Below are 20,895 nucleotides of genomic sequence, written 5' to 3'. Positions count from 1 at the left end.
CTTGATAGCCCGCTGTTGAAGGAGGTCCGCGGCGAACGGTCGCTTATGGCGTTCCCGTTCTTCGCGTTGAGCAAGGGCAAGTGGACCAAGCCCCTCGCCTACAAGACCGACGCAGTTTCGATCGAGATCGTCGCCACCGCGAAGGGCGTCGCGACGATCTACGACAAAGAGGTGTTGCTTTACATCGCGAGCCTCATGGTGGCGAAGCTGGAGGCCGGCGTGGACGTCTCCCAGGACTTCTATTTCACCGCCCACGACCTGTTCCGTGTCACCGGCGTCAACGGCTCGGCCCGCTCCTACACGCGTCTGTCGGACGCGTTGGAGCGGCTACAGGGCACACAGATCAAGACCAACATCGAGGCCGGAGGCGAGGGCCAGGCCGGCTTCTTCTCATGGCTGTCGGAAGCGCAGCTCACCTACACCAAGACGCGGGCCGGCGATAAGCGGTTGAAGGCCGTGAAGGTCCGGCTTTGCGATTGGCTCTATCGCGCGATCCAACGTGATCGTCGCGTGCTTGCCTATGCGCCATCCTACTTTCAGCTCGGCCCGATCGAGCGGCGGCTTTACGAGATTGCGCGCTCAACGTGCGTCGATGGTGCGGTCGAAGTCGAGATCGAAGAGCTGCGATTGCAGCTCGGCTACCAGAGTCCGCTAAAGAGCTTTCGCTTCGAGATGAAGCGGATCGCCGACGAGAATACCATTCCTGACTTCATGTTTGAACTGCTCGACAGCTCGCCTGTATTGAAGGGGCGCCGGAAGATCAGCGCAACTCGCGTGCGGATTACTCCGATGCCGATGCTCACCAGCGACTGACAGACGTCTTCTCGGCTCGTTTGTATGCGATTCGGCGAGGTCACAATCTCGGTTTTCAAAAGCACGAACTTCGGTCGCCGAAAGCACGAACTTCGGTTTTCAAAAGCACGAAGTCCCAACGGCTAAGTTATCAAAAGCACGAACTTTTTCGTATTTCGGTCGCCGAAAGCACGAACTTAATCTGTTTCGCGGCCCGATTTATTCCGTCAAAATCGGCTGTGAACCGAGAGCGGGTGCAATCGGTCAGTCAGGGAGCGGCCGTGACCACATAAACGAATGCCCGGCACGAAGGCCGGGCACCCTGGAACGAGATGAGCGATGCCGGCAAGCATCGATCAGGCCGTAAGACGCCCTTCTCATACCCGTTCCCGAGCCTCGGTTCAAGGGAGCGCGCTTCGCGCCACGCTCTAGTTTTGCCTGGTCCCGGCCCCACGAAGGGGACGGAAGATGGGAGCTGTTACACTCGCGAAGGCGAGCTTCATGGCGCTCGACCGCATTGAGCGGACGCGGCCGAGATCGCGATCGGGCGCACCAAACCCCACGCGCGCGCACGTCCACCCGAACAGTCGGAGGGCCGGCACGTTCGAGGAGGACTTCTTCTACAGCTATGCAAAGGGCGAGCCCGACCGGCTCTACAAGCAAGCGGCCGAGCTGCTGAAGCGCAAGAACGCGGTGCGGCGCATCGCCCGCGCCGAGGGGCGCCAGCTCACCGAAGACGAACGCCTCGCCACCCTGATAACCAACACAGCATTGCGCGTGTTCGAGCAGCTTACGACGTTGGCGCGAACGTGCGCCGGCAAGGTGTTCCCGACCTGGGAATGGATCGAGGCGGCTGCCGGCGTCTCACGCGCCAGCGTCGGGCGTGCGCTGGTGGCGCTCGCCAGCATGGGCCTTCTCGACAAGCAGCGGCGATGCGTGCCGATCGATCCCCCGGCCGATCGCCCGAAGGCGCGCAATGCGCAGACCTCCAACGTCTATCGCATGAGCTTCCCCAATCGGCTTGCCCGCTTCCTTCCGCGTCGTCTCCGGCCCGTTCCCCTCCCCGATGACGTGGTGCAGCGCGAAGCCGACCGTATCGAGCAGATCGAGGCGATGCGCCTCTGGCGCTCGCCGCGTCAGGTTGTCGCCGAGGAGATCGAGGATGCCGGCTTGCGGCAAGTGCTGGACAGCCTTGCCATCGCTATCGAGAAGCAAGAGTCTCAAAAAAATGGTCAACCGCTCCTAGATTCATATGTTCTAGAAGCAGATGGAGTTGGCCTAGTCGGCCAACGCCCTGACGCCTGACGGCGAGAATAGTCCTGACCCGATCGGACACGCACAACCACAGCCGACAATGCCAAGCCGCAAGGTTAGACGCGCCGCTTCGCGTCGCGATGCTCCCGAGGGGAGCAAGCGTTTACCGTCGCGCTCAAATGGCCGCCTTCGTGCCTGGTGCAGCCGTTTTTGGTCCTTCATCGCAGCCGTAGCGCCAGTCCCTAGCGCCGTGTCGCGCGATCGGCACCGGCGTCTCCCCCATCGAGCGGTCCCCCATCCCAATTTCCTCGCGGCCGTGGTGAGCTGGTCGACCACCATCATGCGCCGCTGCGATCCTTGTCCAGGCCGTGAGATCCCCGCGCGATTTTCGAGGCCGAGCCCTTACGAACGGCTATTCCTGAATCGATGGGAAAAATGGGCGCTGGCCGCCTTCTACGATCAAGCAAATAACCGGCTGCGCCTACGGTTTCCGCTACGCGGACCCTCCGTTTTTTTGCTTGATCGCGGCGCCTGCACTCCCCTTCAATTCCCATCAGGAATGAGCCTGATCGCTCGAAGGGACAGGACCATGCAGAACATCGCGGAGTTTCGGATCATCGGCCGGGTCGGGAAGATCACGGAGCATGACAAGGTGACGAAGGTGAATGTCGCCGCCAACTACAACCGCCAGGAGAACGGCGAGTGGGTGACGGACACGCACTGGAACGAGGTGACGCTGTTCGGCAAGTTGATCGAACGCGCCGCCAAGGCGCAGAAGGGCGACCTGGTCCACATCACCGGCCGCGTCCGCCAGAACTCCTACGACACGGCCGAGGGCCGGCGCTACACCGTCGAGCTGATCGCCGACGGCTTCGCGGTTCTCGCCAAGGGGTCGGAGGATCGCGACTAGGCGGGACCGGGGCCGCCCACCGGCGGCCCCTCTCGCCGGCGTAGCTCCAGCTCCACCGCCTCGCGCACGAAATCAGCCTGACTCTCGCCATCGCGGAGAACGGTCTTGATCCGATCGAGCGTCCCCTTGGGAAAGCGCCCCATCGTCTTATCCTCCATCGGAGGGCGACCAACTGACCGGATATTGCTAGACGTCATCCAATGGCCTAATTACCGATACCGCATATTGACGGCATTTGCGGTATCGTATATTACAGGTCGGGCCTTGCATCAAGGCAGCGTCGGAGGCGAGAGCCATGTGGGATAATCTGCTGACGATCGGACTGTTCGTCCTGATCGCTTGGGCCATCTTCCGCGGTCGCAGCGGTTCGAGCCCGCGCATCTGGAGCGGCGACACGCCCGACGAGGAGGCCCGCCGCAACACGCGCACGGACTCCAACTATCGCGGTTACGACCATTGGAACAACAACAGCGATTGGGGCTGGTAGCGCGTGCGGACCATTGCCATCAACGTCGAGAAGGGCGGCGCCGGCAAGACCATGATCGCCTGCCATGTGGCATGGCATCTTGCCGATGCCGGCCATCGCGTGCTGTTCCTCGACCTCGATCGCCAGTGCAACGCGACCGACGCGCTTGCTGACTTCGAGAGCCTTGGCACGTGCAAGCCGCTGTTCGAGCCGGGCTATACCCCGCCTGCTACCTTCCCGCGCCTCGCGATCTACTCGAACCGCATGGGCGGTGAGTATGATGCCGACTACCCGCGCGCGCTGACCAACCTCAACGCCAACTTCCCGGCGCTCGATCCCCACTTCGACTACTGCGTTCTCGACACGCCCCCGTCATGGTCGTGGATCAACTTCGCCGCGCTGTTGGTGTGCAATCACCTGATTATCCCCGTCGAGCTGGGGCCGTTCGGTCCCGCAGCGACGAAGCAAGTCTCTGACTCGATCGCGACGGTGAACACCAAGCGTCGAACCCCGATCCACGTCGTCGGGCTGATCCCGAACCGGGTGCGCGCGAACGACCGGCATCAGATGGACATGCTGGCAGCGATCAAAGCGAAGATCGGTCGCAACCTGTTCAGCACCTACCTTCCCGAGCGCGCCCACTACAGCCAGGCCATCCAAGAGCATGTCCCGGTGTGGCGCTTCGATAAGGACGTGCGGACCTCGCTTCCCCCGATGCGCGCGTTTCTTGAGGAAGCCATGACCCGGATCGGGAGCCACGCATGACCGACTTTAGCGGCTTTGACGTTTTCGGCGAGAAGGCGGCCGTGGCGGACGCCGATCGCGTCCAGCTCCTCGATCCCGAGCTGCTGTTCCCCGATCCTGAGAACGTCCGCAGCGAGATTGATCCGGCCAAGATCGACGAAATGGCGGAGACGATCAAAGAGCGCGGCCAGCTTCAGCCGATCACCGTGGCGCCGAAAGATGCCGACGGGCGCTACCGGATCATGTTCGGCGAGCGGCGCTGGCGCGCGTGCAAGCAGCTCGGCGTGCAGGTCCGCGCGATCGTCAGCAAGACGGACGACATTGAGCAGGTCCGGATCGACCAGTTCATCGAGAACGACCAGCGCGAGGACCTGTCGACGGCCGACATGATCCGGTTCGTCACCGGCCAAGTCGAGAAGGGCCGCACGCTTGCCGAGCTGGCGCGCGCGACGGGTCGCAACCGCACGTTGCTGACCCGCTATCAGGGGCTCGCAAAGGCGCCCGACTATATCGCCGCGCTGTTCGCCGACATTTCGATGCGGAGCGCGGTCGCACTTGTCCAGGCTGCGAAAACCGACGACGCGGCAACCCGGACCTTTGTCACCAACACCGCGGCGGAGGATATGACGGTGCTGGCGTGCGAGCGGTTCGCGCGCGAGGTAGGCGCGAAGAAATCGGCGCCCAAGCCCATCCCGTCGAGCCAAGCGGAGGCACCCCTACCCCCCGCCGAGGATGATTTGGCGACGGCCGAGGCTGACGGAACCACGCCGACGACGGACGCGATCCAGGACGAGGAAGCCGATCGGGCGATGGACGAGACGCCCGTGCCAGAAGGCCCAGCGCCGGCAGACAGTGGCCCGCCCGCAACCCCCGCCCCTGCGCCCCGCTCGCCGGCCAAGCCGAGGACGGGAAAGCAGAAGGTCGAGCGGCCGACGATAGAGATCGAGGGCAAGCGCGCGATGATCGTCGAGGCGTGGTTGCACTTCGAGGACGAGGCTGAACCGCGCATGGTGAGCTGGCGCTGATCGCACCGGGTTGAACGGAGAGCGCCGGCAGCGGCCGTCGCGCGCGCCCAGGTCCAATCCTTCCTTCCGCGACTTCATCACTTTCAGACGGATTGGGTGTGCCACGTGGCACACTTGAAGGCTGTTTTTGGTGGAGGATGTTTAATGGCAGGATAGGTATTGCTGCGTTTACTGTATTACATTACCCTTGCAGGCCATGTCGCTCGCGCCGCAGTCTCCATCCCCCACCAAGGATTCAGCGATGTTGACGGCGCGCGTCGATCGCGAGCTGCTCGCCGCGTTCGACGCCGTGGCCGAGGGCAGGGGAGGGCGCAGCGCGCTCCTTCGCACCGTGCTTCAGCAATCGTTGAAGCACGTGGCCGACGCTCCCCGAATCGCACCCCGTGCCGATAGCGCGGGCAATCGCGTGTCGCTGACCTTCACGGACGTCGAAACGGCCGTCGTCGATCACCGCGCGGCTGAGCGGGGCGTTGATCGCGCCGGATGGATCAAGGCGTTGGTGCGCCGGCACATCGCCTTGAAGGCCGGCGTCGACGACGGACTCCGCGACGCCGTGGCGCCCATCCGGATGCAGCTCCAGCGCATCGGCCGGAACCTCAATCAGGCGATGAAGGCCGGCAACGCGGCGATGATGGCGGACAGCGGCTTGCAGATCGACCGCGAGCTGCGTCGCATCGCGGACATGCGCGAGGAGATCAACGAGCAGATCGAGGCGCTGGCGGCCGTGCTGCGCGGCGAAACCGCCTTTTGGGAGGTCGCCGACTAATGCCGTTCGGGGACCGCGAGGATGAGCTTTGGGAGGCGATGAAGCCCAGCTTCAAACCGCGCCTCGTCAGCGATCCGAATCTGAAATACGCGCGGCACCTGGTCAACGGCACCGGACCGTTTGCTGCGCGGGCGCCGGCGACGTCGCACGTTAGAGGGGATGCCCGGGCCACGCTCGCGCGTGTCGTGCGGCGCACGCCCGAGGTGCTGGTCAAGGTGACGGGTCGGAAGAAGGGCGCCAAGCATCTCGCCGCCCATCTCGATTACATCTGCCGCCACGGCGACATTCCCCTTGAAACGCGCGACGGGGAGCAGATCGCAACAAAGGAAGACGCGCAGCGGATCGCCGACGAATGGTCGGACCCGCTCTATTGGCGGCAGGGCACGACCGTTTCGGCCGTGGCGATGGTGTTCTCGATGCCGGCAGGAACCGACCCCGAGACGGTGAAGCAAGCCGTGCGCGAGGCGGCCGAGCGCATGATCGGCGACAACCACGACTATCTGATGGCGCTCCACACCGACACGCCCCGGCCGCATGTTCACCTGACGGTCCAAGCCGAAGGAGTCGACCGCAAGCGGTTCGATCCGAGGCGCGAGGATCTGTTCCGCTTCCGCGAAGCGTTCGCCGAGGCGCTGCGTAGCCGCGGCATCGAGGCCGAGGCGACGCCGCGCTACACGCGGGGCCAGGGGAGGGCCGGCACCAGCATGGCACTGACGCAGTTGCGCGCGCGGATACGCAGCGGCGCTTCCCGCCAGCCGACCGAGGCCGATCTACGTCAGGCACGAGAAGCCATGCAGATCGCGCTTGGCAAGGCGCAGCAGCCCGCGTTCGTGTCGAAGACGCGCGCGCGTTGGCAGGACACCAAGCGGCGCTATGAGGTCGCGGCCGAACGGCTCGATCGCAGCGCCGATCGCGAGGACCGCAAGCTGGCGCGCGACGTGCGCCAGTTCATACAGGAGCGCGGGAGCATCGAGACGGTGCCCGACCGGATGTTGCGCGAGGCGGAGAACCGCGTCCGAGAAGCGCAGGATCGGACGCGGACCCGGCCGTCGCCGGATCAGGATGTGCCACGTGGCACACCCCCGCCTCCAACGCGGCGAAGATGACCATCACGATTTCAGAGGCATGGGGTAGGCGCTGTATCCAAGAGACAGACCATCAAGAATGCCTTAGCTCTTCCACGGAGAGGGGAGAGCGCCTAGTGCGCGCGTCCAAGGGGTGCAGGCGAGCGGATGACTGATTTCGAGGAAGTGACGCCGCCATCGCTCCCAAAAACCCTGCCTAGCGTGGGACAGTTTCAGAGCGGTCCGCCGGTCGCTCCAATCGCCCGGCTGATGATCTATAGCCCCGATGATTGGGAGAGCTTCATCGAGGAATGGGTTTCCTCGGCGCTCAGCAAATCCTATGCGTCGGTGGCCCGGTTCACGGGTAGTGGCGACAAAGGCATTGACGTCGCTGGCTTCGTCGGCGCCGACGGGCTCAAGGGGGTATGGGATAACTTCCAGTGCAAGCACTACGCGCAGCCGTTGTCCCCGACGGTCGCTTGGCCAGAAATCGGGAAGGTTCTGTGGTTCTCATTCAAGGGTCACTATGTTCCGCCGAGGGCCTACTACTTCGTCGCGCCGCGTGGCGTGGGTACGAAGCTAAATCTGCTCCTTTCGCATGTTGTTAATCTAAAGGCTGAGACTAAAAAGGTCTGGTCAAAGAACATTGCTGAGAATATCACCGGGACGCAAAAGGTCGACCTTACGGGCGAGTTTGCTACTTACGTCGACAAGTTCGATTTCTCGATCTTTAAGTCGGTGTCCCCACGCGAGCTGATCGAGCAGCACCGGAAAACACCTTACTTCTTTGAGCGCTTTGGTGGCGAGCTCCCCGCGCGCCCCGTTCCGGAGAAACCGCCTGCGGCTGTTCAGGGCCACGAAGAAAGATACGTGGCACACCTCCTCGCCGCCTACGCCGAACACAAGAAGGAGACGATTGCGGACATTGTGGCGCTCAAGAAGTGGAAACCTCTCGGGGATCACTTCAACCGGCAGCGCGAGAGTTTTTATCACGCCGAGGCGTTTCGAGTTTTCCTCCGCGAGAAGGTCGATCCGGGCACGTTCGAGAGCCTTCAGGACGAAATTTTAGACGGCGTCATCGATACCGCCGAGGGCGCCTTTGCCGACGGGTTCGAGCGCGTGAAGGCGGTCACACAGGCATCGCAGCATGTACCGTTGGACGCGCACCCGCTAGGTTCGAGCGCGTTCGTGAAGGATCGTCATGGCATTTGTCATCAGCTTGCCAACGACGATCGGCTCCAGTGGACACAGTCGTGAGCAGCGGAAATCTTACTTTCAACGGCCCATTCGAAGCCGGCATGCGCGCGGTAGCGATCCTCGCTGCGGCATTCCCGCGCGAACTCGACATCCAACGATTAACGGCGTTTGATTATCTTCTGGTTCACACTGAAATGTTGGGAGGACCGGAGGACTTGCACCCTGAAACTCCAATATCCACCCCGGCTACGCAGGTTCGTCGCAGCATCGTCCAAGACGGGCTTCACCTAATGATGACTCGTGATCTGGTAGCAAGATCAGCGCGAGCAAACGGCATCGTCTACCAGGCAGGAGAACTCGCGGAGACTTTCCTGGACGCATTACAGTCACCGTACTCTACAAAGCTCAAAAACCGGGCCGAATGGCTGGTCAAGCACCTTGGGTCGTATGAGGAAGACGATTTTGACCGGTTAATGCGCCGGTTCTTCGATCAGTGGGTAATGGAGTTTCAGCATATCGAGCAAGCGATAGGCGGTGCAGCATGAGTGTGCGTTTGCGCCTCTGTTCCCTGAGCTATCATGGGCCTTTCCGGAAGCCTGCAATCGTAACGTTCAAGCCCGGCATGAACGTCATCTATGGCGCATCGAACACGGGTAAATCGTTCATCGTCGACACGATCGATTTCATGCTGGGGGGGAAGGGTCCACTTCGCGACATTCCTGAGCGAGTGGGCTACAAGCACGTGCTCTTGGGTATGGAGACGACCGCCGGCGATCAGTTTACGATCGGCCGCGCCGTCGATGGCGGCGCATTTGTGCTTTACGATGGCCTGTTCGCCGAGGAAATGCCCTCAGGGGAGGGGAAAACACTCGCCGACCAGCACAATGACCGGCGCGAAGATAACCTCTCCGCGTTTCTACTCGAAAAGTTAGGGCTGGCGCATAAGCGAGTCCGTCGGAACAAGAAGGGCGACACGAACAGCCTGAGTTTTCGTAATCTCGCCCGCCTCGTAGTCATCAACGAAGAGGAGATTATCCAACAGCGCTCACCGCTTTCAGATGGCGGGTACGGAATGGGCGACACCGCGAACACATCGGTGTTTAAACTGCTTCTGACGGGCGTAGACGACACGTCGCTGGCTGCGGCCAAGACACGCTCGCCGGAAGACCAAACCCGGGACGCACAAATCCTGCTGCTGGATCAGCTCATTGCCGACTACCGCAAGCAGGTGAAGGATCTTGCGGGGTCGGACGAGCTTCAAGAGCAGCTCGACAAGCTTGAAGCGACCATGGAAGGTCAAAGCGAGCAGTTGGCGATTTCCGAAGCGGGTTTTCGGAACGCTTCGGCCGAGAGACGTGACTTGGCGCGGAAGGTCGAGGAAGGGCGAAATCGCCTCGCAGAGATTACCGTGCTCCTCGAACGTTTCCTTCTACTCGGCGCTCATTACCGATCGGACGTTGCGCGGCTCGATGCGATCGCCGAAGCGGGAACCCTCTTCGGTGCCTTAGGCGAGGTGGACTGCCCGTTATGCGGCGCAGCCCCCGACCAGCATAAACAAAGCAAAGACTGTGAAGGCGACGCCAGCCTTATTGCTGCTGCCGCCTATGCCGAGATCGCGAAGATCACGGCGCGGCAAGCCGACCTTGCCTCTACGATCGGCTCGCTCAGGACTGAGGCTGTTCACTTTGAGAAGCGGCTACCAGGTTTGGAAGCGCGATTGTCCACCGTTGCAGGCGAGATCGATCGCGTCGTCGCCCCAAATCTAAAACAGCTACGTTCGAGCTATCGGCAGCTCGCGGATAAGACGGGTGAGGTCCGCGAAGGCATCGCGGTACACCGGGGCCTGCTGGATTTTGAAGATCGCAAGGCTAAGCTCGAGCGTGAGATGGCAGACGGAAGCGGCAGTTCCAGTGCGGCAGACGTGGATCTATCGACCAGCACCGCAGACAAATTTGCGACGATAGTACGGGAGGTATTGAAGGCGTGGCACTTTCCTGACGTGGATCGTGTTCACTTCGATATGAAGGTTCGCGATCTTGTCATCAACGGTAAGGCCCGAACCTCATTTGGAAAGGGGCTACGTGCAATCACGCAAACGGCCTTTTCGACGGGCCTTTTGGAATATTGCGTGATGGAAAAGACACCCCATCCTGGCTTCCTCGTCGTTGACTCGCCGCTTCTATCCTATCGTGAGCCGGATGGCGCAGCAGACGATCTACGCAGCACTGATCTGAACGATCACTTCTATTCATACTTTGAAAACTGGACCGGCGATCGGCAAATTCTCATTATCGAGAACACCGACCCGCCCGCTGACGTGAAGGCCAGTCCCCAGGCCGTCATGTTTACAGGCATCGAGGGGCTAGGGCGAGCAGGCCTGTTCCCACCTCCTCAGGCGGCAAGCGACGAACCGTCCGCTTCCGCCTGAGGCCAACTACGCGAGGTGTGCCATGTGGCACACCTCGCTACATCGACTAGCGATCATCGTGAGCGAGATTTCTGCAGGATTTGATCCTGCGCCATCTCACGCACGCGCTGTTCCTGCTTCGCCTTGACCTCGATGCCGGCAACGGCCTCGCCGCGGCCGAGCCGCGTTGCAACCTCTTCCTTGCGTTCCGCCACGAACTCGCGCCGCTTCTCGTGATCGTAGGGGAAGCGTTCGACCGCAACCGCCATCGCGAGCGCGACGTGGCTTTGCGCCTTGCGCAGCTCGGGGTCTTTGGCGTTCTGAACGTCCGACTGCCGGCGAAACCGCTCCGACAGATCGGCACGAGGCTCTGCCTGTTCCCGCGTGTCCCGGGCCTGGTTGGCGGTCCGCGACGATCGCGCCTGGTTGTCGGGAACGCCGCCCTGACGCGCTTGCTCGCGCTCGGCCGCAGCCTTCGTCTTGTCGTCGGGCTTATAGCCGTCGACCTTGATGCCCTGCGCCGAGGCGGCGAGGTAGGCCGCACGCTGAAACTCGGCATCGCCGCTGACCTTGATCGCGGTCCATCCGTTTTCCTTTGCGAGCCGGATCAGATCGGGGAGGGAATCGCGGTCCTTCGCCTTGATGCGGTCGGGCGTGATGGTCGCGACGGGCTGTTTGTCATGTGCGCTGCGATAGAGCTTGTCGCCGACGCGGAGGAACCGCGAGTCCAGTTCGGCGGGCACTTCCATCGGTCGCCGGCGCCGACCCTCACTCTCTTTGCCGGCGCCGGCAGCTTCGACATTCTCAGCCATGTCATCGCTCCTGTTCGATTACACCAACGACCTCATTGCCGCGTTGCTCGGCCGCCACGTCTATGAGCATGTCGGGATGATCCTGGGTGACGACGCAATCCATCGCGAACGCGAAAGGGTCAGGGTCCGTGAGCTGGTCGAATGTCGGCATCGCACAATCGGGCAGGTCCTCGTCGTCGCGCAACGTGCGCGGGATCGGGGGGACTCCCGGCGCCGGCTCGACGCGCCCGCGAAATAGGCGGTCCGCATAGTAGCGTATCTTGTCGCCGTGGATCGGCGGTATGCCGCCCCGGAGGAGGAGCAATTCACTGTCGGGAAACTGCATCAGCTCTTGGGGGAGCAGGAGGGCGCGGCGCTGGTCCGACATGGACTTGGAGCGGTTCGCCAGGATGCCGTGGATCGTCAGAGATTTGGTGACGGACTCCTGCCCGATATAGCCGATCCGCTCGGATAGCTCGTTCGCCACGCGCAGCTCTTTCGGCGTGAACGCAACCTCGACGCCGCAGTTGGCGACGATTTCGTTGGCGACATGCTCGCCATAGACGGCCCGGAGCTGCGATCGGGACTGGATGACGGGCAGGAGGCGGATGCCGTAGCCGGCGACGTAGGAGAAGGCGCTGGCGATCACTTGCGCCCGCCCGATGCGCGCGAACTCGTCGAGGATGACGAGGATCTTCAGCGGCGTTGCCGTGTCAGGCAGATCGCGCACATTCAAGTCGACGAGCTGCTGAAACAGAAGGTTGTAGAGCGGCGCGACCCGATCCAGCTCGTCGGGCGACACCCCGAGATAGATCGACATGCGCGTGCTGCGCAGCTCGCGCAGATCAAAGTCAGATTCTTCCGTTGCCGCGTCGACGCGCGGGTTAAGCCATAGGCTCAGCTTCGAGGTGACGGTCTGGACGATGCCGGCGAACGTATTGTCGGCGCCCGACGTAAAATCCGCGAGCGCGTTCCGGCACCCTTGCGACAGATCGAGCGAGCGATCGTCGAGGACGCGCTTGAAGAACCCGCGCGTGTCGCCCGTCGTCATCAACCGGTAGATCGAGCCGATGGTGAAGGGTTGATCGGCGACCGCGAGATATGCGCCGACGCCGACGAACGCGGTCCGCGCCGAGTCCGTCCAGAACGGCTCCCCGCGTTCGGGAGGCACGAACAGCATCGTCGCGATCTTTTGCAGCTCGATCACTACCTGATCGGGGTCAGTGCGATCGATATAGCCGAGCGGGTTGTAGCGGGCGGTCCGACCTTCCGGATCGGTCGGGTTGAACAGGTAAACCGCCTGCCCGTATTTCTTGCGGAAACCCGCCGTCGCGTCCCAATTCTCGCGCTTCACATCGAGGACGACGACCGACTCCTGCCACGACAGGAGGTTCGGGATGACGATGCCGACGCCCTTGCCCGAGCGGGTAGGGGCCTCGACAATGCAATGTTCGCTGCCCCCGAAGGTCAGGAACTCGCCGCCCTTCTTGCCCAGGACAATGCCGTCGTCGGCGCGGAAGCCGGCATGGCGGATTTCGCCTTCCTTCGCGAAGCGCGCAGCGCCGTGGAGAGGGGGCTTCCGCTTGGCGACCCACCACAGCATGAGGCCGGCGATGATGATGCCGACCAGGGCACCCCCGGCGAGGGCCTTCAGCACCACCGGATCATGCCGGTAATACCAGAAGAACGCCGGCATCTTGAAAATGTCGAACTTCGCGCTGGGGAGGCCCAGGTATATCCACGCGACGACCGAGGCGATGAGGAACGCGACGACGATCCCGACCGGGATGCCGAGCGCGAGGATGGTGCCCCGTTTAGGCGGCATGGCGCCCTGCCGGGTCATAGTAGATCTCGGTCATTCTGAACTTGCCGTCGACCTTCTTCATCTGAACCACGACGTCGACGAGTATCTTGAGCAGCGCGCGTATGTCGTCGCGGGCCAGGTCCGCGCCGCCCTCGCTTTCCTTCACCAGCAGCGTCAGTTGCTCAAACGCCAGCTCGGCCGAGTCCGCGTGTATCGTGGTGATCGAGCCGGGATGGCCGCTGTTGACGTTGCGCAGGTAGAAGAACGCCGTCCCGTCGCGCAGCTCTTGGAGCAGGATGCGATCGGGCCTCATGCGCAGCGCGCTTTCCAGCAGCTCCTTCGCCGTCACCTTGGCGGTGCCGGTGCCGTCCTTGCTGTAGATCATATGGACGACGTTCTTGTGAGGCACCACCAGCTCGCGCGTGTCCTCGATCGTCAGCAGCCGCTCATTCTCCGGAATCAGCTTGATAAGCCCCTTCGAGAACGTCGTCTTGCCCGAGCCCGTGGCGCCGGAGATCAGGATGTTTAGCCGGCTGCGCACGGCCAGCTCGAAAAACTCGACGTGCTTTCCCGTGTTGAGGAGGCCGAGCAGGCGTTCCTCGACCGGGCTGACCCGCTTCGTGGCGACCTTAGTTTCCGCGAACAGGCCGCTCGCCTCGAAATCGGCCATCGTCATCGTCTTCGTCGACGGCTTGCGGACCGTGATCGACACGGTGCCGTCGGGCACGACGGGCGGAAGCACGAGCTGGACGCGCTCGCCGGTCGGGAAGATCGTCGAGCAGATCGGATTCTCGCGCGTCACATCCTGCGACGTGAAGGCGGCCGCAGCGCGCGCCAGTTGGTTGAGCGCGTCGAGCGTCAGATCATCCTCGCGCTCCCAGGTCCAGCCACCATGCCGCTCGACGCCCACGATCGACGGCTCGTTGATGACGACTTCGGTTACACCGTCGTCATCGAGATACTGGCGCAGCGGCCGAACAGCGTGATCGAGGATCGCGGTGTTGCGGAACGGGGCGTTCACTTGAGCCCCAGCCCATAGACTTGCGAGAAATCGAAATCCTTGGCGACGGTGATCGCCAGCTCGGTCCCTTGGTTCACGCGCACGATCGGGCGGATGTTCTGCGTATCTTGCAGGATTTGCGACGTCGTGTCGCCGGGAGTGCGGAACACCGTCGAGCCTTGCGGGCTGACGGCCTGGCCCGCGATCTGACCGCCAGCATCGAGGACGCTGAACAGCATCGCGGCACCGAACCGCTGCCAGAAAAACCGATCGATCTTGCCAGTGACGCCGGCGCGGCCGAGCGGGTCCGAGGCCGGCGACGCAATGTCGATCGCGACGCCGCGGGGCGTGACGGCCCGCGTCCACATCGCGAACAGGCGATTTTGGCCGCGCTGCAAGCCGCCCTGATATTCGCCGAAGACGCGCGTGCCTTTCTCAAGCAGCACGACGCGCCCGTTGTCGGAATACACGTCGCGCGGGATGATGCAGGTCGCATAGCCCGGCACGGTGCTGTCCATTGCGGTCTGGAGCGTGCAGGGAATGATCGCGCCAGCGGTGACGAGATAGTTGCGGTCGCCGATCATGCGCGCCGTGGCGGTGCCGATCGTCGAGGTTTGCTTCAGGTTATCGAGGTTGGTCCGCGTCGGGGCGCTTTCGCCGTCGCCTTGACCATTGCCGGCACCGGCGCCGGCGACGTCGCCGAGCGCGCGCCTGACGCCTTGGTCGCCGTTATAGGCGATCAGCGTCGATCGCCGCGCATTGTCGCGCAGCTCGCGGGCTTCGTTGGCATGCCGCTCCGCTTCGCTGACGCCGCGGCTTTGCTGCTGCCCTCCCGCCGATCCGTAGGGCGTGATCGGCTGACCGTCAGGACCGATCGCCGGCACCTGCTCGCCGGTGAGCTGCACAGGCGCATTGGGATCGCGGGGTGCGGTAGCGAGCGTGGGCGCGATGACCGAGTTGGGATCGTATGGCGCTTCCACAGCCGGAGGCGGCGCCTTCCTCGCTTCAAGGGCTTTGTTGTTGCTCCCTGAGCCCGCGAAGAGTGACAGAACACCAAACAGGATCGCGGCGGCCAGGGCTGCGACCACGATCATCTTCTTGTTGTCCCACTGGACGGCGTTCAGCGCCGGCATCCTGCTCGGGCGATCGGCCGCCGGGGTGCGGTCGATTTCGTTCACGTCGGGCGTCGCATCGACGTCGAATCTCTTGTCGGACACGTCAGTTCTCCGTCGTGCGCTCGACCGCTTCCGAGGCCGTGTCCGTCTTGGGATCGCGGCCGTAGAAGCTCGGGCTTTCGTTATAGATGCACAGCACCACCTTCCCCCGGCGCAGGCGCATTTCCTTGTAAACGCCGTGGACGACCACGAACTCGTCGCGGACGTCGAACGAGGCTGTAGCCTCGCTACCGTCGGGGTTGACGGTGAAGATCGCAGGAATCTCGCGCTGGTTCGGGAAGCGCAACACGGTGAACTGCCCGTTGTCGCTGACTTCGGACGGTTGCAGCGCGGTCGATCCTTGGACCTTGTAGTTGAGGTTCCGCGTCCCTTCGAGGACGCCAATATCCAGCGCCGACCTGATAGCGCCGTTCTGCGCGGCGAGCGCCGCGGCGAGCTGCGCGCGCTGTTGCGCCAATCGAGCCTGCGCTGCTTCATATTCTGGATAGCGGAGCCGCACCTTGAAGAAGGTGCCCGGCGAACGTGCCGTCGCCACCGTCGACAGCTCGAAAGTGTAATTGCGCTTGGTGCCCTGAAAATCCGTCACGACGATCAGGTTCGTCGCGCCGGCACGCTCGCGCGGCTTCACGAACAGCGAATTGTCAGCCGGCGCGACCTCCCACGATACCGTGTCGCCCATCGCCACGAACTTGATGACCTCGCCGGGGGCGAACTCGATCTGCGTCGCGGTGCGGAACGCGCTCCGGATTTGGATCACGTTGCCATCGGTATAGTTGACCTCCCGGATACGGGCATCGGGACCACGTGCAGCGGGGGTCTGCGCCAGCGCCGGCGCTGCCGACACGGCGCCGATCGCCGCGGCCAGGAGCAGGATCGTCTTCATCGTGTCGGAACCTCCACGTCGGCCCGGTATGTCTTCACCTGAAAACCGAGCGGATTGGCGTATCGGCCGGATTCCGTTTCCGGCTTCGACAGCACGTCGAAAGTGATCGTCGCGATGGCCGGCGTCTCGATTATCTGCTGGTCGCGCTGGAGCCGCTTGATGAAGCGGACCTGCGCCACATTCGGCGAGATGAAGGCCACGGAGCGGATCGCCACGAACACCGCGTCATTGGCGGTGAACTGGTTTTGCGGGGAGTCCGGGTTGTCCTTCTTGTAGAAGGCCGTCCAACGGTTCTGTTCCTCCCGCGCCGACAGGGCCAGCACCTTGCGGAAGAACTCCTCCCGCGCTTGCGGAATCCACCCCTCACGAGCGCGCACGTAATCGGCGAGGAAATACTTACGGATCGCCTCGTCATAGGTGATCGTCTTATCGCCGCGCAGCTCCTGGGTGACTTCCGTGGCGCCGGTCGAGCGGTCGACGGTGACGACGTAGGGAACGACCGTCTTGAGCGGTGAGAGCGCCAGCACGGCGGCTGCGCAGATGGCGGCGAACACGATCGCAACCGCCGCGACGATCCAGGCAATGCGCCGCGACCGGACCGCAGCCACGAACCGATCACGATCCCAGCTTTCCGCTTCCGCGAAATATGCCTTCAGATCCTCGTCTTTATCCTTCACGCCGATAGCCATTTCAGCAGCTCGCATATGTGGTTGGGAGCGCCGCGGTCGGGCCGGCGCTCGGATTGAGCGCGCCGATCGCCGGCACCTTGCTCGACGTGTTCGCCCCTTGCGGCCCTGGCGCCGCATCCTCGGGCGGAAACAGGTTCGTCGCCGGCGCCGGTGCGGGTTGGGGTGTGCCACGTGGCACACCCCCCTCCGGAGGCGTTACAGCGGCCGTCGGGGCGTCCCGCGACGGGATCGACGGCAACACCGTCCCGTAGAGATTGGCGGGCCGCTTCTGGCGGCCATTGCAGCGGGGCAGCTTTTCATCCTTCGCCGCGAGGGCCGGGACCGGGGGAGTAAGAGCCGCGAGGGCGAGGAAGGCCAAGGCCGCACCGAGCTTCATGCCGGGTCTCCGATTAGCTGTTGTTGTAGAGAGAGCCGCCGCCCCCTCGCGCCGCGCGGGAGGATCGACCAAGCCTCATTGGCAAGCTGGCGATACTCCCCGGAGCGGAGGACAAGGCGCGACCCGCGTTGGGGACGACGTTGCCGGTGGAGGCGTTCGCAAACTGCGTCGCGAGCGATGCACCGCCACCGCCCAGGCCAGCGGCAAGGCCCGGAATCTGGAGGAAGAAGAAGAACCCCAAGACGTAGAATGCGATTGCGCGGATCGCGATGACGGCGATGTTTGTGTCTCCAGCGAAGGCTTGGCTCATAAAGTCCTCACCCGTGTTCCGGATGAAGATCGTCAACAGAAGCGCGAACGCGACAAGCATTAGGTAGCTGATCGCGGAGCCCAGCCAGGCGAAGAAGAAGGCGCGAGTGGAATCAAACAAGAGCGCAGCGACGAAGATCGGCCCCACGGCCGCGAGCAGGGCCAAGGCAAACAACGCGAACGCGCAGATGGTGAAGCCGAGGGCGGCCGACAGGATCGCCATCACCATCAGGACAAGGCAGTAGATGCCTGTAAAGAATATCTCGACGATGTTGTTCGGGAGCCCCACAAGGTTCTTGCCAGCCGCGGCAGTCCTAGCGTCCTGTATCTCTGTAATCTTCGCGACCGTCGTGGAGGCGCCTCTCACGATCTGATCGAAGAAATCGCCAAGGCCGGTGACGTCCGACCCGCCTACAGCTTGCGCCACGTCTCGCGGCAGACCATTCATCGCGAACAGACTGACCGACGCGCCGTAGAGCGTCGTGACGGCGAACACGAGCGCAGCCAGCTTCATCCCGCGATAGACGAACTCCCGGAATGGATATTCGACCGCCCCGCGCAGGATCGCGAAGCCGAGGAGGATGATGTAGATCGTTACCCCGACGCGAAGCGGGCCGGAAATCCAGCCCACGACGCCGGCATAGACAGCGATGATCGCGGCCAGGGCGTCGTTGAGGTAGGTGAACATCGACTGGAAGAGATTACCCATTCTACCTACCCTCTAACTCCAACACAGGCGGGGGAGCCGCGGACTTAAATACCCATGCCCTTCTTGAACTCGTCTCGATCCTTCTTCGATTGGATGAGCTGATTAGCCGTATCCATGTTGTTGCAGTTGTTCACGACAACAGAGGGCCAGCTTGCCGGGGGGCGTTGTGACGCTTTCCACTTCTCGCAAATGGCGGCCATTTCCACGCGCTCTTGTTCGTGCTGCGTGAAATAGGTGGCATCCCGGAGCGGCATGTCGGACCGAAGATCATCCCCGGTCTGCTGCCGCTCCGATGGCGAGCAAGAAGCGAGCGCGCCGATCGCCAAACTGACGGTTACGGCCCGCATGGTGCGCAGCATCAATCGATCCCCATCCCAGCTTTGAAGCTGGCGCGATCCGACTGCTGCATGGCGACGTATCGCTGGTAGTCAGCTTCGGCCTTCGCGCGGCGCTGAAGCTCGATCGCCTGTAGCGCCATCTGATCGTTCATCATCTGCGCTTGTTCGAGCTGGAGCCGCGCCGACATGTCGGCGCGCTCCGCGGCCGAGTTGGCACTGGCGAGGCGGCTGCGCAGCTCTTCGAGGCCCTGGCGCCGGCTCGTTACCGCGTCGCCGACGTTGCTCGCGAGCCCCGTCGTCACAGCCGCCTCGCGCGAGCCTTGCTCATAGGCGGCGCGCTGGTCGGCAGTCATATTTTGCGAGCCGCGCCCGATGAGGTCTTGATAGACGTCGTTCGCCTTGCCCCGCAGGCCGCCGATGACGTTCAGATCGCCATTGGTGTAGCCGTCGAGCGAGCTGGACGACACGTTGCTGGTGCGCAGCACGTCGTTCTTGAGCTGTTGGGCGACGTTGCCAATGTCCGTCATCTTGTTGAGGTCTTGGTAGAGCTTCTGCGCTTCCTGAATCTGCGCGGCGCCCTGCTGGATCACCTGAACGCCCTGCCGCACCTGCTCGATCTGCTGGAGGATCGAGCTGACGTCGTGGACCGGGATACCCTGCGCGTGTGCCGAACCCGCCAGCATAAGCGCTGATCCTGACAGCGCGAGTGCGATTGCCTTCATTCTACGCATGTCCCTTCTCCTTCAGCTTGGACGACGACGTTGGTGAAATACCGGGAGCCAGTTGGCGGGATCGGGGCCGAACTCGGCCGCGGCCTGGACGGCGATCGGCGTCGTCTCGGCGCGACCCGACAGCACCGCCAGCTCGTTATCGAGCCCGGTCAAGTCTAGCTCGACCACAACGCTGTCATGGCCCTGCTTCACGAGGAACTTGCGCGACTCCGGCGACAATTCCTCGCGGATGAGCTGGTATTCCGCGTCCGTGAGGGAGAAGCCCTCCACATAGTCGCGGCGTGATCCCTTGGGGTTGGGAAGCATCACCTGGGTCGCGACCTGTTCGAGGATCGAGTGCGCAATGTCGCTCTTGAGCGCGTCCGCCGGCGACTGCGTGGCGAACACCATCATCGCGTTGCGCTTCCGGTATGTCTTCAAGCCGTCCTGCGCGAAGCTCCGGAACGCATCGTCGCCGAGCGCCTTCCAGAACTCGTCGACGGCGATGATGGTGCGCTCGCCGGTCAGCAGCTTGTCGATCCGGTGGAACAGGTAGAGCATCAACGGCGTGCGGACGTCGGCGTTGTCGAGGAAATCCGTCATGTCGAACCCGATGAACCGGGCATCGAGCGTCATTTCGTCCGCCGCGTTGTCGAACACCCAGCCCATTGACCCGCGCGAGGTCCACTTTTCGAGACGGGCGCCAATGCCGCCCGCGTCCGACATGCCGAGCATCGTGCGCAGCGCGTCTAGCGAACGATCCTCGCGCGGGAGCCGCATCACCGCGGCGATCCCTTCATCGATCATCCGCTCTTCCTGGACCGTGATCGGGCGGCTTTCGGTCCGGACGAGCTGGCGGACCCACAGCGACAGCCAGGCCCGATCCTCCGGCTTGTTCTCCAGCGCCTTGAGCGGCGCGAAGCCGGTCGGCTTGCCGTTTTCGAGCGTCAGGTAGGTGCCGCCCGAGGCCAGCACGAAAATCTGCGCGCCGCGATCCTTGTCGATGAATATCTGGCGCGCGCCCGTCTTCTCGGCTTGCGCCATCAGGAAATTGACGATGACCGTCTTGCCGCCCCCGGTCGGGCCGACGATCAGCGTGTGGCCTATGTCGCGCTTGTGGAAGCTGAAGAAATAGGGGCTGCGCGCGCTGGTCTTCATCAGCGCAATGGCGTCGCCCCAATGATTGCCGGTAGCCAGGCCGGCGGGATAGGTGTGGAACGGCGAGAACGCCGCGAAATTGAGCGACGTGATCGGCGCCGGCCTCGCCCGCCATGCGAAATTGCCGACGAGCTGGCTCCAATAGGCCGCTTCCAGCGCCGCGCCCTCCCGCGCCGCGACCATGCCTGTATCGGCGAGCGCAGCTCGCGCGATCGACATATTGTCGCGCAGCCCCTTGAGGCTGTCCGAATAGACCGCGAGCGTGAAATGATGATCGCCCAAGACGAAGCGGTTGGACATGAGATCGTCCGCCGCGTCGACGAGATCG

The 20,895-nt window shown here is 63.1% G+C and carries 23 protein-coding genes; 11 read left to right on the top strand and 12 right to left on the bottom strand.

Translation table 11 applies throughout. From position 1 onward, the window contains the following. The 3 genes from ABDZ92_RS16670 to ABDZ92_RS16660 all read left to right on the top strand — a co-directional run. On the top strand, positions 1-813 hold an 813-nt coding region (locus ABDZ92_RS16670; RefSeq protein ID WP_343764059.1), incomplete at its 5' end, for a replication initiator protein A. A 447-nt stretch (positions 814-1,260) separates the two neighbouring features. Beyond that, on the top strand, positions 1,261-2,097 hold the full coding sequence (locus ABDZ92_RS16665; protein ID WP_343764056.1) for an RNA replicase: 837 nt from the start codon (positions 1,261-1,263) through the stop codon (positions 2,095-2,097). Positions 2,098-2,635: 538 nt separating this feature from the next. Beyond that, positions 2,636-2,956, top strand: a complete 321-nt coding sequence (locus ABDZ92_RS16660) for a single-stranded DNA-binding protein (RefSeq protein WP_103739130.1) — start codon at positions 2,636-2,638, stop codon at positions 2,954-2,956. On the opposite strand, the gene ABDZ92_RS16655 is transcribed toward ABDZ92_RS16660, so the two are convergent. Then, complete coding sequence (locus tag ABDZ92_RS16655; protein ID WP_343764050.1) at positions 2,953-3,099, bottom strand: YlcI/YnfO family protein; 147 nt, start codon at positions 3,097-3,099, stop codon at positions 2,953-2,955. The two genes, ABDZ92_RS16660 and ABDZ92_RS16655, sit on opposite strands and share 4 nt — an antisense overlap. Positions 3,100-3,251: 152 nt before the next feature. On the opposite strand from ABDZ92_RS16655, the gene ABDZ92_RS16650 reads away from it, so the two are divergent. From ABDZ92_RS16650 to ABDZ92_RS16615, 8 genes are all read left to right on the top strand, one after another. After that, positions 3,252-3,443, top strand: a complete 192-nt coding sequence (locus tag ABDZ92_RS16650) for a hypothetical protein (RefSeq protein WP_343764047.1) — start codon at positions 3,252-3,254, stop codon at positions 3,441-3,443. A gap of 3 nt (positions 3,444-3,446) precedes the next feature. Further along, a complete protein-coding gene (locus tag ABDZ92_RS16645) occupies positions 3,447-4,187 on the top strand; it encodes a ParA family protein (protein ID WP_343764044.1) in 741 nt (246 codons plus the stop codon). After that, positions 4,184-5,191: a ParB/RepB/Spo0J family partition protein gene (locus tag ABDZ92_RS16640; RefSeq protein ID WP_343764041.1), complete on the top strand. Its 1,008-nt coding sequence runs from the start codon at positions 4,184-4,186 to the stop codon at positions 5,189-5,191. The genes ABDZ92_RS16645 and ABDZ92_RS16640 overlap by 4 nt, the downstream gene beginning before the upstream one ends. Positions 5,192-5,432: 241 nt before the next feature. After that, entirely contained in the window at positions 5,433-5,957 is a 525-nt protein-coding gene (locus ABDZ92_RS16635) for a hypothetical protein (RefSeq protein WP_343764038.1), read from the top strand. Then, positions 5,957-7,063 carry a relaxase/mobilization nuclease domain-containing protein gene (locus ABDZ92_RS16630; protein WP_343764036.1) on the top strand — a complete coding sequence of 369 codons (1,107 nt, stop codon included), beginning with the start codon at positions 5,957-5,959 and terminating at the stop codon, positions 7,061-7,063. The genes ABDZ92_RS16635 and ABDZ92_RS16630 overlap by 1 nt, the downstream gene beginning before the upstream one ends. A gap of 126 nt (positions 7,064-7,189) precedes the next feature. Further along, positions 7,190-8,278, top strand: a complete 1,089-nt coding sequence (locus tag ABDZ92_RS16625) for an ABC-three component system protein (protein ID WP_343764034.1) — start codon at positions 7,190-7,192, stop codon at positions 8,276-8,278. Then, entirely contained in the window at positions 8,275-8,763 is a 489-nt protein-coding gene (locus tag ABDZ92_RS16620; protein ID WP_343764032.1) for an ABC-three component system middle component 2, read from the top strand. The genes ABDZ92_RS16625 and ABDZ92_RS16620 overlap by 4 nt, the downstream gene beginning before the upstream one ends. Before the next feature lie 77 nt (positions 8,764-8,840). Beyond that, on the top strand, positions 8,841-10,646 hold the full coding sequence (locus ABDZ92_RS16615; RefSeq protein WP_343764029.1) for a hypothetical protein: 1,806 nt from the start codon (positions 8,841-8,843) through the stop codon (positions 10,644-10,646). Between the two features lie 53 nt (positions 10,647-10,699). Here ABDZ92_RS16615 and ABDZ92_RS16610 read toward each other — a convergent pair whose 3' ends face one another. The 11 genes from ABDZ92_RS16610 to ABDZ92_RS16560 all read right to left on the bottom strand — a co-directional run. Beyond that, entirely contained in the window at positions 10,700-11,437 is a 738-nt protein-coding gene (locus ABDZ92_RS16610; protein ID WP_343764026.1) for an LPD7 domain-containing protein, read from the bottom strand. Position 11,438: 1 nt separating this feature from the next. Continuing rightward, on the bottom strand, positions 11,439-13,241 hold the full coding sequence (locus ABDZ92_RS16605) for a type IV secretory system conjugative DNA transfer family protein (protein WP_343764062.1): 1,803 nt from the start codon (positions 13,239-13,241) through the stop codon (positions 11,439-11,441). Continuing rightward, the gene (virB11, locus tag ABDZ92_RS16600) at positions 13,231-14,241 is read right to left on the bottom strand and encodes a P-type DNA transfer ATPase VirB11 (RefSeq protein ID WP_133496557.1); all 1,011 of its coding nucleotides are present in this window, start codon (positions 14,239-14,241) and stop codon (positions 13,231-13,233) included. Before virB11 ends, ABDZ92_RS16605 begins: the two co-directional genes overlap by 11 nt. Continuing rightward, on the bottom strand, positions 14,238-15,437 hold the full coding sequence (gene virB10 / locus ABDZ92_RS16595) for a type IV secretion system protein VirB10 (RefSeq protein WP_343764021.1): 1,200 nt from the start codon (positions 15,435-15,437) through the stop codon (positions 14,238-14,240). Before virB10 ends, virB11 begins: the two co-directional genes overlap by 4 nt. Position 15,438: 1 nt before the next feature. Beyond that, positions 15,439-16,278, bottom strand: coding sequence for a TrbG/VirB9 family P-type conjugative transfer protein (locus tag ABDZ92_RS16590; RefSeq protein ID WP_343764018.1), 840 nt, complete (start codon positions 16,276-16,278; stop codon positions 15,439-15,441). After that, positions 16,275-16,967, bottom strand: a complete 693-nt coding sequence (locus ABDZ92_RS16585; protein WP_133496555.1) for a VirB8 family type IV secretion system protein — start codon at positions 16,965-16,967, stop codon at positions 16,275-16,277. Before ABDZ92_RS16585 ends, ABDZ92_RS16590 begins: the two co-directional genes overlap by 4 nt. A gap of 1 nt (position 16,968) precedes the next feature. Beyond that, a complete protein-coding gene (locus ABDZ92_RS16580) occupies positions 16,969-17,343 on the bottom strand; it encodes a hypothetical protein (protein ID WP_343764010.1) in 375 nt (124 codons plus the stop codon). A gap of 13 nt (positions 17,344-17,356) precedes the next feature. After that, on the bottom strand, positions 17,357-18,361 hold the full coding sequence (locus tag ABDZ92_RS16575) for a type IV secretion system protein (RefSeq protein WP_343764007.1): 1,005 nt from the start codon (positions 18,359-18,361) through the stop codon (positions 17,357-17,359). Between the two features lie 44 nt (positions 18,362-18,405). Beyond that, on the bottom strand, positions 18,406-18,720 hold the full coding sequence (locus ABDZ92_RS16570; RefSeq protein ID WP_343764004.1) for a hypothetical protein: 315 nt from the start codon (positions 18,718-18,720) through the stop codon (positions 18,406-18,408). Then, positions 18,720-19,421 carry a type IV secretion system protein gene (locus ABDZ92_RS16565; RefSeq protein WP_343764001.1) on the bottom strand — a complete coding sequence of 234 codons (702 nt, stop codon included), beginning with the start codon at positions 19,419-19,421 and terminating at the stop codon, positions 18,720-18,722. The genes ABDZ92_RS16570 and ABDZ92_RS16565 overlap by 1 nt, the downstream gene beginning before the upstream one ends. Positions 19,422-19,442: 21 nt before the next feature. Next, positions 19,443-20,895, bottom strand: a 1,453-nt coding sequence (locus tag ABDZ92_RS16560) for a TraG/VirB4 family ATPase (RefSeq protein ID WP_486387562.1), incomplete at its 5' end; no start/stop codon positions are given.

This window comes from Sphingomonas molluscorum, from assembly GCF_039522995.1.
Lineage (GTDB): Bacteria > Pseudomonadota > Alphaproteobacteria > Sphingomonadales > Sphingomonadaceae > Sphingomonas > Sphingomonas molluscorum.
Note: the sequence above shows the minus strand (reverse complement) of the source record. Positions and strands in the feature narration are given on the sequence as shown.

What these genes read in the sequence shown, in the direction of transcription:
- ABDZ92_RS16610 (WP_343764026.1), bottom strand. Translation starts at nt 11,437, where the DNA reads ATGGCTGAGAATGTCGAAGCTGCCGGCGCCGGCAAAGAGAGTGAGGGT.
- ABDZ92_RS16660 (WP_103739130.1), top strand. Translation starts at nt 2,636, where the DNA reads ATGCAGAACATCGCGGAGTTTCGGATCATCGGCCGGGTCGGGAAGATC.
- ABDZ92_RS16635 (WP_343764038.1), top strand. Translation starts at nt 5,433, where the DNA reads ATGTTGACGGCGCGCGTCGATCGCGAGCTGCTCGCCGCGTTCGACGCC.
- ABDZ92_RS16565 (WP_343764001.1), bottom strand. Translation starts at nt 19,421, where the DNA reads ATGAAGGCAATCGCACTCGCGCTGTCAGGATCAGCGCTTATGCTGGCG.
- ABDZ92_RS16630 (WP_343764036.1), top strand. Translation starts at nt 5,957, where the DNA reads ATGCCGTTCGGGGACCGCGAGGATGAGCTTTGGGAGGCGATGAAGCCC.
- ABDZ92_RS16655 (WP_343764050.1), bottom strand. Translation starts at nt 3,099, where the DNA reads ATGGGGCGCTTTCCCAAGGGGACGCTCGATCGGATCAAGACCGTTCTC.
- ABDZ92_RS16625 (WP_343764034.1), top strand. Translation starts at nt 7,190, where the DNA reads ATGACTGATTTCGAGGAAGTGACGCCGCCATCGCTCCCAAAAACCCTG.
- ABDZ92_RS16580 (WP_343764010.1), bottom strand. Translation starts at nt 17,343, where the DNA reads ATGAAGCTCGGTGCGGCCTTGGCCTTCCTCGCCCTCGCGGCTCTTACT.
- ABDZ92_RS16605 (WP_343764062.1), bottom strand. Translation starts at nt 13,241, where the DNA reads ATGCCGCCTAAACGGGGCACCATCCTCGCGCTCGGCATCCCGGTCGGG.
- ABDZ92_RS16590 (WP_343764018.1), bottom strand. Translation starts at nt 16,278, where the DNA reads ATGAAGACGATCCTGCTCCTGGCCGCGGCGATCGGCGCCGTGTCGGCA.
- ABDZ92_RS16575 (WP_343764007.1), bottom strand. Translation starts at nt 18,361, where the DNA reads ATGGGTAATCTCTTCCAGTCGATGTTCACCTACCTCAACGACGCCCTG.
- ABDZ92_RS16615 (WP_343764029.1), top strand. Translation starts at nt 8,841, where the DNA reads ATGAACGTCATCTATGGCGCATCGAACACGGGTAAATCGTTCATCGTC.
- ABDZ92_RS16665 (WP_343764056.1), top strand. Translation starts at nt 1,261, where the DNA reads ATGGGAGCTGTTACACTCGCGAAGGCGAGCTTCATGGCGCTCGACCGC.
- ABDZ92_RS16585 (WP_133496555.1), bottom strand. Translation starts at nt 16,967, where the DNA reads ATGGCTATCGGCGTGAAGGATAAAGACGAGGATCTGAAGGCATATTTC.
- ABDZ92_RS16640 (WP_343764041.1), top strand. Translation starts at nt 4,184, where the DNA reads ATGACCGACTTTAGCGGCTTTGACGTTTTCGGCGAGAAGGCGGCCGTG.
- ABDZ92_RS16570 (WP_343764004.1), bottom strand. Translation starts at nt 18,720, where the DNA reads ATGCTGCGCACCATGCGGGCCGTAACCGTCAGTTTGGCGATCGGCGCG.
- ABDZ92_RS16650 (WP_343764047.1), top strand. Translation starts at nt 3,252, where the DNA reads ATGTGGGATAATCTGCTGACGATCGGACTGTTCGTCCTGATCGCTTGG.